The sequence below is a fragment of the Cylindrospermum stagnale PCC 7417 genome (assembly GCF_000317535.1).
Lineage (GTDB): Bacteria > Cyanobacteriota > Cyanobacteriia > Cyanobacteriales > Nostocaceae > Cylindrospermum > Cylindrospermum stagnale.
The window spans coordinates 3,165,823-3,178,233 of the sequence record NC_019757.1; the positions used below are offsets into that span (position 1 = coordinate 3,165,823).

Annotated in this window: 12 protein-coding genes and 1 pseudogene; 6 read left to right on the forward strand and 7 right to left on the reverse strand. The window is 41.2% G+C overall.

What is annotated here, in order from left to right:
* Position 1: 1 nt before the first annotated feature.
* Positions 2–838, reverse strand: coding sequence for a sulfite exporter TauE/SafE family protein (locus tag CYLST_RS12805; protein ID WP_015208149.1), 837 nt, complete (start codon positions 836–838; stop codon positions 2–4).
* A 724-nt stretch (positions 839–1,562) separates the two neighbouring features.
* Here CYLST_RS12805 and CYLST_RS12810 point away from each other — a divergent pair.
* A complete protein-coding gene (locus tag CYLST_RS12810) occupies positions 1,563–2,216 on the forward strand; it encodes a hypothetical protein (RefSeq protein ID WP_015208150.1) in 654 nt (217 codons plus the stop codon).
* A gap of 66 nt (positions 2,217–2,282) precedes the next feature.
* On the opposite strand, the pseudogene CYLST_RS33355 reads toward CYLST_RS12810, so the two are convergent.
* Both CYLST_RS33355 and CYLST_RS12820 read right to left on the reverse strand, forming a co-directional pair.
* Positions 2,283–2,687 (reverse strand): annotated as a pseudogene (locus CYLST_RS33355) (RNA-guided endonuclease InsQ/TnpB family protein); the annotation flags it as partial.
* Between the two features lie 48 nt (positions 2,688–2,735).
* Entirely contained in the window at positions 2,736–3,485 is a 750-nt protein-coding gene (locus CYLST_RS12820) for a phosphatase PAP2 family protein (protein ID WP_015208151.1), read from the reverse strand.
* 241 nt (positions 3,486–3,726) lie between these two features.
* Between CYLST_RS12820 and CYLST_RS12825 the strand changes: the two genes are divergently transcribed.
* Together CYLST_RS12825 and CYLST_RS12830 are read left to right on the forward strand one after the other, a co-directional pair.
* The gene (locus tag CYLST_RS12825) at positions 3,727–4,980 is read left to right on the forward strand and encodes an alpha-L-fucosidase (protein WP_015208152.1); all 1,254 of its coding nucleotides are present in this window, start codon (positions 3,727–3,729) and stop codon (positions 4,978–4,980) included.
* 452 nt (positions 4,981–5,432) lie between these two features.
* Complete coding sequence (locus tag CYLST_RS12830; RefSeq protein ID WP_015208154.1) at positions 5,433–6,230, forward strand: sulfite exporter TauE/SafE family protein; 798 nt, start codon at positions 5,433–5,435, stop codon at positions 6,228–6,230.
* Between the two features lie 95 nt (positions 6,231–6,325).
* Here the strand turns inward: CYLST_RS12830 and CYLST_RS12835 are convergent, their stop codons facing one another.
* Complete coding sequence (locus CYLST_RS12835; protein ID WP_015208155.1) at positions 6,326–6,982, reverse strand: cadmium resistance transporter; 657 nt, start codon at positions 6,980–6,982, stop codon at positions 6,326–6,328.
* 254 nt (positions 6,983–7,236) lie between these two features.
* Here CYLST_RS12835 and CYLST_RS12840 point away from each other — a divergent pair, with 254 nt between their 5' ends.
* Both CYLST_RS12840 and CYLST_RS12845 read left to right on the forward strand, forming a co-directional pair.
* Complete coding sequence (locus CYLST_RS12840; RefSeq protein WP_015208156.1) at positions 7,237–7,854, forward strand: transglutaminase-like domain-containing protein; 618 nt, start codon at positions 7,237–7,239, stop codon at positions 7,852–7,854.
* A gap of 71 nt (positions 7,855–7,925) precedes the next feature.
* On the forward strand, positions 7,926–8,618 hold the full coding sequence (locus tag CYLST_RS12845; RefSeq protein WP_015208157.1) for a cadmium resistance transporter: 693 nt from the start codon (positions 7,926–7,928) through the stop codon (positions 8,616–8,618).
* Positions 8,619–8,894: 276 nt separating this feature from the next.
* On the opposite strand, the gene cysK is transcribed toward CYLST_RS12845, so the two are convergent.
* Positions 8,895–9,857, reverse strand: coding sequence for a cysteine synthase A (cysK, locus tag CYLST_RS12850; protein WP_015208158.1), 963 nt, complete (start codon positions 9,855–9,857; stop codon positions 8,895–8,897).
* Between the two features lie 18 nt (positions 9,858–9,875).
* Positions 9,876–10,331, reverse strand: a complete 456-nt coding sequence (locus CYLST_RS12855; RefSeq protein ID WP_245587501.1) for an RrF2 family transcriptional regulator — start codon at positions 10,329–10,331, stop codon at positions 9,876–9,878.
* Between the two features lie 235 nt (positions 10,332–10,566).
* Between CYLST_RS12855 and cysE the strand changes: the two genes are divergently transcribed.
* Positions 10,567–11,295, forward strand: coding sequence for a serine O-acetyltransferase (gene cysE, locus CYLST_RS12860; protein WP_015208160.1), 729 nt, complete (start codon positions 10,567–10,569; stop codon positions 11,293–11,295).
* 64 nt (positions 11,296–11,359) lie between these two features.
* On the opposite strand, the gene CYLST_RS12865 is transcribed toward cysE, so the two are convergent.
* A complete protein-coding gene (locus tag CYLST_RS12865; RefSeq protein WP_015208161.1) occupies positions 11,360–12,376 on the reverse strand; it encodes a sulfate/molybdate ABC transporter ATP-binding protein in 1,017 nt (338 codons plus the stop codon).
* Between the last annotated feature and the right edge of the window lie 35 nt (positions 12,377–12,411).

The following is a 12,411-nucleotide window of genomic DNA, read 5'->3' on the forward strand; positions in this document are numbered from 1 at the left end:
TTTACAGCCCCCCTATTAGACTGTTGTAGACCATCTTCAAAGCCATTACCACCAGTACAAAACTGAAGATAATTCTTAAAATCTGGGTTTTAGCTCCTACGAGGATTCTTGCACCCAAAAAAGCACCAGGCAATACCCCTAACATAATCGGCATAGACAGCGCTGGATCAATGTAACCCCGTGCTAGGTAAACTCCTGCTGATGCTGCGGCTGTGACACCGATCATAAAATTACTAGTGGTGGTAGACACTTTGAAGGGTAAACGCATGGTTTGATCCATTGCTAATACCTTGAAACCTCCTGAACCAATACCCAGCAATCCAGAAAGCACTCCAGCTATTAACATCACGCCAAATCCCGCTGGGATAGAATGCACTTTGTAAGACATCAGTCCATCAGGGGTTGGGTAAGTACTATTGAGTTTCAGATAGTCTGCTAGAGGATCTGCTGACTCATCTTCAGGGTGTTCGAGTCTAGGCTGTTGAGAAAGGTATGCTGAATAAATTAGCACAATTGCCAACACGATAGTCAGAATTTTCACGGAAATAAAGGTGGCAATCAAGGCTCCGACTATGGCGCCAATGGTTGTCGCTACCTCTAAAAACATTCCCAATCGCAAATTGGTGTAGCCTTTTTTAATGTATGTAGATGCTGCTCCCAAGGACGTAGCGATTACTGACACGAGGGAAGCACCAACCGCGTAGCGAATATCAACACCAAATACTGAAGTTAATAAGGGAACAATTACTATCCCGCCCCCTAACCCAGTTAGCGCCCCTACCAAGCCAGCGCTAAATGCTCCTAGCCAGACTAGTAAAGAAAATTCCAGAATATTCAAATTACATTCCTCTTTATTATTATATGTATGTCAAGCGGATAAGATGGTTTTTGTAGGCTTGAGAAATTAAATTGCTGGCAAGTATTTAAATAAATAGTATTTCCTTTTTATATTGCGGGTTTTAATTTTTCTAATGGCGCATATATCGATAGGGATATGAAAAATTACAAATAGCTTTCGGGTGTAATTTCTTTATTCTTTGCCACAATGCTCAACTTTTACCTCCAGATATTTATTTCTTTATCACTTGGATACACCTACCATTAGGTTTATTTCTCTAGATAGATTTAATCCTACCCATGTATTTTTATTTTTTCTTAATTTTGCCTTACTCAAACTACCTATATCGGAATTAGGCAAATTTATTTACATTAAACTATAACATAGTTTATACTTATATTTTAAGTCTTATAAATTACATAAGTAATTAAAGTTTTTGTGCGTATTAAATTTAGTGGTTCATATAAAGTTATCTATATTGTTGGATAATAGCGGTTTAGAGTGATGTAATTATCTTAGAACAAAATAGTATAAATTTTACTCTATTGGAAAAGTTTGTCTAGTCAAAATTGATATAATATGGTGCAATTTTCAATTGCAATTTGAGAAACTCGAGACATTGCTGAGGTGTTTTTTATAAAAAATTGGTTTTCTTATTCGTTATAATATTGACAATACTGTGAGACGAGCATAAGCGGCAATTTGTAAAAATTGGAACAAAGATATGAAAGGATTAAAATACCTTTTGATGGTGGCGGTATTGTTTGTAAGTTTAGTATTTGCTCAACCTTCATTAGCTGATCGCCCGAAATATAGCAAGAACCCTGATTACATAGCCCTGACTCAAGAACTGAATAAGTTGAAAAATGTAAAAGCAACACATGCTGAAATAGAGGGTTATGACCCAGAGCCAATTGACCAGAAAATTAATGAGTTAGAATTACAAAAATATGACTTTGAGTCAGGAATTGATTGGGGACAGTGTAGTAATCAGACGGGTAAAACTATAGCTGTCTACGGGCCAGAACCAAATTTAGATGATGACGAATACACAGACAGCGCTGCACTGTATTTTTTGGGTGATGGTCAGACAACGAAAGATAAATGGAATTGCAAGGGAATTTATCTACCAAGTGATATCAAAGCTTTTGCTTTGAGCCAAGACGGGCAAAGTCAAGAATTAACTGCTGGTGCTGTGATTAAGGTTCCTAATGGAACTAACTTAGTCTTGAAGACAAATCCAGATGCCGGAGCAATTGAATTTAATCAGGCTGGTATAACTATTGTCAAACCCAGTGAAGTCAAATGGTTTATCCCTAATGTATCGCAAGCAATTGTAGATGCACAAGTTACTAATGCACCTACTAAGAAGGCTTAAACTATTAGCGATGAATTCTAAAAATAACAGCTAGGGAATTAGAGATTATCTAGCTGTTTTCTCTAATATTCTATTCCGAGAACCCTTTTTAGTTTTAGACATTCGGCGTTGCAACCGCTTCAAAGACTTCTCACTTTTGCGAAGATGTCTAGGGTTAGCAACTGTTTCCCCATTACTATCTGTATAGAAGTAGTTTAATCCCAGATCAATACCAATAGTTTTACCAGTTGGTGCTCGCCTTTCTACTCGTTCATGGTCAATGCAAAACTGGCAATAATAGCCATCGGCACGACGTACAACCCGCACTCTCTTAAACTGTTTGAGTTGGTAAAAGTGCAGGTCACGAGTTCCCCAAAGTTTGAAAGCTCCTGCCTTAAATCCATCGGATAAAGTGATGTATCTGCGGTCAACAGAAAGCTTCCACCCACAGGTTTTGTACTCAACAGAGCCGTGTGTTTGTTCTTTCTTGAAGAGATTATGGCGGGAGCATCCTCACGGATTTAGGTAAATAAAATGCTGTTACTTTGCTTCTTCGGGTAGCAAGGAGGTTTCCTGCTGTTGGCTGCTATTTTTGGGAGTTGCTTTAGTCGCATTAGGCTTGATAATTAGACTTACGCCAATTGACCAAGCTAATGCAACCATCCAACCTGCGAGAATGTCGCTAGGAAAGTGAACCCCTAAATAGAGGCGCGTCCAGGCAATGGTTAAGACGAACAAGCTGCCAAAAATCAAACTCAACCAGCGCCAGGGAAGACTCCAAGTCAAAATTAGCAAAATTACTACCAGCGTCATACTCGTCATGGCATGACCACTGGGAAAGGCATAATCAAATTCAGGGGACTTGGACTCCCACAGGTGGGGACGCACTCGATGCATGAATCCCTTGGCTGTGTAGTTGATGATTAGGTTGCCGAATGCAGTGGTGAGTAAATAAGCTAGCGATCGCCATTTTCGTTGGCGCCATAATAAAATAGCGATCGCACTCAAAATAGGTAACGCCGTCCAAAACGACCCCAACCTAGTCAGCATTACCGCCAAAACATCCAGTTGTGGCTGTGCTGTAGAGTGAACTGCCAACAAAACTGACACATCCCACGGGAAGCCGCCTTCATTCTGCCATACCTTCACAGCCAGAATTTGAAAAATCTGCAAAGGTAAATAAACTCCCATGAAGAGAACCACAAGCGAACTCCAATGAGCTATCAGCAGCTTTTTGATAAAATCAAACGGCGAGTGGTATTCCTGATTAACTGTTTTCCCTCTGTTCATGTTAAATAATTTAATTTTCCAGAACGAATGTAAAATCAACTTTCATCTATCTAATTGAATATTTTTACTGGCTTTCAGTAAATCTAATAAACTGTATTTTTGGGGAATTTGAGTATTCCCTAGGGCTAGATATTTTTCATGACCAGGTCTCAGGCTATTTAGGATGTGCCTTCGCTAACAGTTATCAAAAATAACTAATTTTTTTCATCCTGTCAAATCTGAAACTAATTATTCCTCGTTTATGTCAATTATCAATAACTGGTTTGCCACAGCCGGCTTGGGGATGTTTATTCATTGGGGTCATAGTTCTCAGCAAAGGTGTGAATTATCCTGGCCTTTGGTCGGGGGTGTATTTAGCCTTCCTTTCTGCCAAAATATTCCGGTTGAAGAGTATCACCGTACCGCCTTTACTTTCAATCCACAGGAATACAATCCTCAAAAATGGGCACATCTAGCCAAAAAAATCGGAATGCAGTACGCCATTTTAACTGCCAAGCATCATGATGGTTTTGCCCTATTCCATACCCAGCAATCAGACTTTTCTATTAAAAATGCATCCTACAACAAAGACATTGTGCGCCAATTTGTCGAGGCTATGCGCTCTGAAGGATTGCGAATTGGTCTTTATTTTTCGTTGATTGACTGGCATCATCCCGACTATCCGGCTTTTACAGAAGCTGATAAACCTTATCGCTTTGATCAAATACCGCAACCCACACAACAACAGCGGGAGCGATATATGCAGTTTATGTTTAATCAGATACGGGAATTGTTGACCAACTATGGTGAGATTGACATTATTTGGTTTGATGGTAGCTGGGAAAGGACTCCAGAGGAATGGCAGGCTGAAGAATTGGCAAAAATGATTCGTGAGTTACAACCTAATATTCTAATTAGCGATCGCCTACCCAACTGCGGAGATTTTCAGACTCCTGAGCAGTTTATTCCACCTCAACCCCCAGATCATCCTTGGGAAACCTGTCTGACTATGAATGAAAGTTGGGGATATAACTCAAACGATCACAACTTCAAGTCCTCTCACCAGCTAATTCATACACTGTGCGAAGTTGCAGGTAAGGGTGGAAATCTGCTACTCAATGTCAGTCCGATGAGTGATGGTCAAATCCCTCCTGAACAGTTAGAACGTCTAGAAGAAATAGGCAGTTGGATGTCTCGTCACTCCGAAAGTATCATTGGTACAAAACCGGGACTAGAACCCTGGCAATTTTATGGCCCTTCAACCCGTAAAGAAAATCGGATTTATCTACATCTATTAATGAAACCTTATGAAACTATATCCGTGAGAGGTATACCGATTAAACGAGTTAAGTCTGTATCACTTCTTGCTGATGGCACAGAACTAGCCTACACCAGTCGCTGTGCAATTATAGATTCCATGCTCAATTCTGACCCATTAGGGGAGTTGACCATTTCTGTACCCGAATCAGTCATCGATCCCTACGCAACAGTTATATGCATCGATATATATTTTTAAATACTGAAAATACCTAAAATTTCCATACAGGTATACCTTTGAGAAGAACTTTCTCCTTCATTTTGTTCGCAACCAGATAACAGTAGTCCAGTCTCATGACATGTAACTCCAGATAATTTGGTGATGTTTAACATGCAAAGACTGGACGTTAAATGCAACTTACGAGTAAAATACGGTAAGTGCATCGGCTTACCGGGCTTTTTGTAAAACTACAAAAAATTCAGTCAGAAGTAGATTTTAGCAGGACGAGTGACCCATAAGCAGTAGGTAGTCATTTTTCATGCTAAAAAAACTTTAAGACTGCTTTTTTTAGGAATTTAAGGTTACCAAGACCTGAACTTGCCTTCAGAAGTTTCGTCTACCACTAGGTTGTAGTTTGCGGCAGTCAAGCCCAAGCTGACGAATCAGTTTGTGCTTTATTGCACTTGAAAACCTAATTTACGGACAGGAGTATGCACTATTTATTACTACCGCTCTTCAGTTTTTTTGTAGGTATCATCGTTGGTTTAACGGGAATTGGCGGGGCCTCTCTGATTACCCCAATGTTGATTTTTGTCTTCCAAGTTCCGCCTTCCATTGCTGTGAGTTCTGATGTTGTAGCTGCCACCTTGATGAAGGTAGTGGGCAGTGTCAAGCACTGGCAACAGAAAACCCTCGATGTGGAAGTCGTCAAATGGCTGGCATTGGGGAGTGTTCCTGGTTCACTATCCGGTGTGGGAATTTTACACCTCATCAGGCGGACGGGAGAACATAACCTAGATAGCATCTTGCTGCGGTTACTAGGGGTAATGATTTTATTAGTGACATTATTATCACTAATACAATTGTTGTTGATGACTTTTTTACCCCAATTTAATTTACCCGAACTACCAAAGTTAGACCTAAAAACCAACTGGGGACGTTTTTTCACTGTGACTTTAGGCGCAGTTTTAGGCTGTTTTGTTGGTCTAACTAGCGTCTCCTCTGGTTCCATGTTTGCCCTAGTGCTGATTGCTTTTTTCCGCCTTGATGCCCGTAAGTTAGTGGGTACAGATATTTCACAGGCGGCGATTTTATTGCTGTTTACCTCCCTCGGACACCTCACCTTAGGAACAGTAGATTGGAGTTTAGTATTGCCAATATGGCTAGGCTCTGTTCCGGGAGTTTTGCTAGGTGCTAAAATCTGCCAAATAGCTCCTCAACGCCCACTGCGATTTATCATTTATGCCATCTTAATGATGGTGAGTTTGAAGTTGGTTTCTCAAGCTTAATCTAATTTCTGCTTAACACCATCCCGCACCAAAAATCTGTAAATCTCTGCGTTTAAATCCACCTAAATGTTTAATATTTAAAATCAAGTTTAAACTTATAACCAAGGCAATAAGTTAAACGTACCTCTTTCATACATGATAAACAAACCCAAGCCAATCAAGACAAAAGGAACAACAGCTTTACCATAGCGACTTAAAACATTTGCGATGCTAGGTTGACGGGTTAACAAGTAAGCAATAGCGCACCAAACCCCTACCATGAAAAAAAATACACTTAAAATTACTCCCAAGCTGGTAAGGTCATGACCAGCAAATAACGGGATATATATACCAATATTGTCACCACCATTAGCCAGCGTTACAGCCGCCACTTTATAAGTTTGAGGATGCAGAATACTTAAAATAAAAGAGAGTATAGGATTAGGGTGTGAGGACTGCTTAAAATCTGTGGTTACTGTCTGAACTTCTGTATTTTCTGGTTTTCGATGTAGTAATTGCTTGATACCAATTGCTATTGGTAGTAATCCTAGTAATCCAATCAATTCTCGCTGTATAATTAAACCACCAAAGTATCCTGGTAAGCTAGCGATAATAATGGTTGCAAAACCAAGGTACTGACCAATAAAGATATGCCGCCGCCGAAAATTAGCGTCTATTTGTGAAAAAAATAGTAGCAGGATAATCAGGTCGTCGATATTTGTAGCTGCGAAGGCGATTATACCTTCACTAAACGCTGTGCCAAGGTCTCTCATGCTAGATTTTTGTAAAATATGATTTATCGAAATAGAAAATTAACATTCTAGTGCATATAAATTATGACTTACCCACTGTACAAATTTACCTTTTTTCCAGGATTTTTTGATGCGTCTCTTTAGGCATCTTACCTGTAACGTGAGTTCCCTAACGCACGAATAAGCACGTTTAATGACTGACACCATACCCCGTATTTACTATTTTCTGTCTGTTAAGACCTTCAATTGTCTAATTACTAAGTAAAAAGAGCAATATGAAAGAATATCTGCAAGCAAGCGAAGTTATTGACTGGCAACATCCTCTAGTTCTGGAACTTGCTAACAAGATTGCATCAAGATATCAAACATCGACAACGATTGCCAAAGCTTGTTTTGAGTGGGTACGGGATGAAATTTATCATAGCTACGACTATCAAATGAATCCTGTGACCTGTCGAGCTTCAGACGTACTCAAATACAAAACAGGTTATTGCTTTGCAAAGAGTCATTTGCTAGCAGCACTACTAAGAGCTAATGGCATTCCCTCAGGGTTTTGCTATCAGAGATTGAGCCTTAACAACAATGGTGAACCTTATAGCTTACATGGGTTTAATGCAGTTTACTTACCAGAAATAGCTTGGTATCGTGTTGATGCTAGAGGGAATCATCAAGATGTTAATGCTCAATTTATCCCCCCAAAAGAACAATTAGCCTTTAAAATTAATTTTTCGGAAGAAGCAGAATTTCAGAATATTTTTTCTGAGCCGATTTCATTAGTTGTGGAGGCTTTACAAGCTCACAGTACATGGGATGATATGCTGCTTAATCTTCCAGATATTTCCTTAAAAATGTTAGATAAATATGGTATTGATTTGAAAAATGATGCTAATTAATAGTAAAGTTTTCGGCAAACACTACTTAATAGAACTAACAAGTTTAATTTGCTAAATCAGGATACACAAATATGAACAATTTCATCACTGCAATTAGCACAGGCTTAGTTGCATTCTGTGCCACCAATATTGATGATATTGTCATTCTGTTGCTGTTTTTTTCTCAAGTAAATGCTAATTTTCGTCCTCGGCACATTATTGCTGGTCAGTATCTTGGTTTTACCATCCTGGTAATTCTCAGTTTACCTGGTTTCTTCGGGGGTTTAATCTTACCGCCAAAATTGATTGGATTATTGGGGTTAATTCCTATCACAATCGGTATTAGCAGTTTAGTAAATCGAGAAGTAGAATCACCGGCAGAAGTTGCTGTGGAGACAGAACTAGCTGAAGCCTCCACAATTGCTAGTTTACTTACTCCCCAAACTTATAGCGTAGCGGCTATGACTGTGGCAAATGGTAGCGATAACGTTAGCATTTATGTGCCGTTATTTGCCAGCAGTAGCTTAGGAAATTTGTTAATAATAATTATTATATTTTTTATCTTGCTGGCAATTTGGTGCTATGCAGCATATCAATTAACTAACCAGAACCAGAAAATAATAGCTAATATTTTAACTCGTTGTGGTAATTATTCTGTACCTTTTGTGCTGATAGGATTGGGTGCTTTTATTATCTGGCAAAGTGAAGCTTTAAGCCCAATAAAATTAGTTGCAAGTTGTATTTGTTTGATGGTTTTGGTGAAAAATAATGAGATCACTTCTTAAAGCGTCGGATATTAAACCCAGTTAATAACTTATTTGGGACTTACCCATAAAACACAAACTGTAGAGTTCATGAATTCTCCGGCAAATCAAAGCTTTCAAAGTCATTTGGCGTAAGTTCTGTTATTGTTTTTTTTTATTTGGGAACACCAAAAAATAAGTTATCTAATTTTGTATGGTACGTTAACGCGGTGTAAAGCACCAGCCAGTTTATTATGTTTATCTATTGCGGTGCGTTACGCCAACGGCTAACGCACCCTAGAAGGAAAGGATATTTTTTTAAACCTTAGCCAACCACTCATTTTCTTCGGGGTCTTTGAATAGTGAGGTGCTGAGATAGCGCTCACCGAAGCTGGGCTGAATCATCACAATCAACTTGCCGGCGTTTTCTGGTCGCTGGGCTACTTGAAGGGCGACATATAAAGCGGCTCCGGTAGAAATGCCTGATAGCAATCCTTCTTCTTTGGCTAAACGACGACTGTAGGCGATCGCATCCTCATCACTCACTTGAATGATTTCGTCAACCAATTCTGAACGGTAAATTGCGGGGACAAATCCGGCTCCGATTCCCTGAATCTTGTGTGGACCTGGTCTTCCACCTGCTAACACGGGGCTACTGGTTGGTTCAACGGCGATCGCTTGAAAAGTTGGTTTCCGCTGTTTAATTACTTCAGAAACTCCCGTAATCGTCCCCCCAGTACCAACTCCCGCGACGAGAATATCCACCTTTCCATCAGTATCTTGCCAAATTTCTTCGGCTGTGGTAAGAGTGTGAACTTTGGGGTTCGCCGGGTTACGGAACTGCTGCAACATATAAGCATTGGGTGTTTGGGCGACAATTTCCTCTGCCCGGGCGATCGCTCCACGCATCCCTTCTACCCCTGGCGTTAACTCTAGTTGAGCGCCATAAGCCCTGAGCATTAGCCGTCTTTCATGGCTCATCGTATCAGGCATCGTTAGAATGAGATGGTAGCCCTTAGCGGCTGCCACCATTGCCAGTGCGATTCCCGTATTACCAGAGGTCGGCTCTACTAAAGTGGTTTTTCCAGGATGAATCAACCCCGCTTCCTCTGCCGTTTGCACCATGCTGACGCCAATCCGGTCTTTAACAGAAGCAGCTGGGTTCATGCTTTCTAGCTTCACCACAATTTGAGCAACTGCTCCCAACGCTTGGGGAATCTTATTTAACTGAACTAGAGGCGTCCTTCCGACTAACTCTGTAATATCTCTCGCTATCCGCACAACGCTACTTCTCCCTAACTAAATGTAATACATGGGACTCTGCTGGGCCCGAGCCTCTCTTTCTTGGCATAAATCTTGAAGTGTATAGCTACGCAATACCTCAATAGAGGCGGCATTGGCTTGTTCCCAAATTTCATGAACCAGATTCCTTTCCAGAGTGGAAGCCTCAGAGGTTTCTTTCTCTTTGCGCTCACCTTCCACCACAGTGACAATCTCTAGTAAGGTAATCTGCCAAGGTTCACGAACTAAAACAAAACCTCCTTTAGAGCCTCGTTGACTCTGCACCACACCAGCACGCCGCAGATTGGTCAAAATTTGTTCCAAATAGCGTTCAGGTATCGGTTGTTTGGCAGTGATCTCGCTCATAGTCAGAGGTACTTTTTTCCCGTGGTGGCTTGCCAGTTCTAATAGTGCCAGCAGCGCATATTCCACTTTGGAAGAAAGATCCAGAAGAGCGTAGTTTTGGCTATTCAAGTCTGTTCTCAATATACTACGGTGGGTCAATTGATTTATCGTATTTTCTGTGAAATTAATTTTCTCAACGTGTCCCATGTGATAGCATCCCAGTTAATGTCACAATATAACCCCAACCCTATCGACTTACCGTAGATTATCTTACACAATTCCCGCGAATAGCTTCATCTTTTGAGGGAATGATCTTGATTTTGATTTTCTCAGCTTCGCCTACCAACGCTGAACTCAACTAAGTATGCTATTAACTGATTTACGAACGATTTTTGAGCGTGACCCCGCAGCCCGTAATTGGCTGGAAGTCTTGTTCTGCTATCCTGGTCTTCAAGCCTTATTGAGCCACCGTGTGGCACACTGGCTATATAAAATGGGGCTGCCCTTTATACCTCGGTTTATTTCTCATATTAGTCGGTTTTTAACCGGAATTGAAATTCACCCAGGGGCAGTAATTGGTCAGGGTGTATTTATTGACCACGGTATGGGCGTAGTGATTGGCGAAACAGCCATTGTAGGTGATTATGCCCTGATTTATCAAGGTGTTACCCTGGGCGGTACCGGCAAAGAAAGCGGTAAGCGCCATCCCACTTTAGGCTCTCATGTGGTTGTGGGAGCGGGTGCAAAGGTCTTGGGGAATATTCAAATAGGCGATCGCGTCCGCATTGGCGCAGGTTCAGTAGTGCTACGAGATGCCCCCAGCAACACTACCGTCGTCGGCATTCCTGGACGTGTGACTCGTCAAAACAACTCAAATGCCGATGCTCTAGCTCATGATAAAGTGCGGGACGTAGAAGCTGAAGTCATAGGCGCTTTATTTGAACGACTCAAAACCCTAGAAAAACAAGTTGAGCTTTTGCGAGCTACCCCAAGTTTGCACTTAAGCGAAGAAGTAGAAACAGAACAAACTGCCAATATTCAGAGCAATTCTGATTCGATGATTGCAGCATTTCTAGATGGTGCGGGAATTTAGGTAATTGGTAATTGGTAATTGGTAAGGGAGCAAAACTCTTACCCAGTAAAGAGTCTCTAGTCTTCTAGCTCAAAGCGTAAGTGGGAAAAACCTTGGCTTTTTTGGGTTTGATATAAACTCGCTGGTTTTCTTGGAGTTCGAGTTGATGGAACTGTTCTCGGCTGAGGTGAACATTAATTCTTTGTCCCAACTCTAAAAGCAACTCTATCCGAACCTCCCAACCCAAGTGAATAATGTGGTCAACTTTGGCAGGTGCAGTATCTTCGGCTGCATCTGTTTGAATGAGAACATCATGAGGGCGCAAAAATACCTGATTGTCTGAAGTGACCAAGTTGTTCTTTGGTTGAATGCCAGAGTTAGCAGGTAAAACATTCACCGGTCCAATAAAGCTCATCACAAAAGGTGTTGCCGATTGGTCATAAATTTCTGCTGGAGTCCCAACTTGCTCTACCCGACCTCGATTCATGACCACAATCTCATCAGCAACTTCCATTGCTTCCTCCTGGTCATGGGTCACAATTACAGTCGTGACATTCACATCTTCATGGAGGTGTCGTAACCAACTTCGCAATTCTTTGCGGACTTTGGCATCTAAGGCGCCAAAGGGTTCGTCAAGTAGCAAAACTTGTGGCTGAACTGCCAAGGCCCGTGCCAGTGCTACTCGTTGCCGTTGACCACCGGACATTTGGGAAGGATAGCGATCGCCTAATCCTTGCAATTGTACCAAGTCCAAAAGTTCCTCCACTCGCTGCTTTATCCTGTTTTTTGGAGCCTGACGCAGTTCCAAGGCAAAAGCCACATTCTCCCGCACCGTCAGATGCTTAAACAAGGCATAATGCTGAAATACAAACCCAATATGGCGTTCCTGCACCGATTTATGGGTGGCATTTTCACCAACCAGCCAAATTTCACCAGCATCAGGCTTTTCTAACCCCGCAATCATCCGCAGTAAGGTTGATTTTCCTGAGCCAGACGGCCCCAAAAGCGCCACCAAAGAGCCTGTTTTAATCTCCAAGCTAACTTGCTCAACAGCGTGAAAAGCACCAAAGTGTTTAGAAACGTTGTTAACTACAATACTCATAGCTTTTTTGAACCTAATATATATATACTACGGTT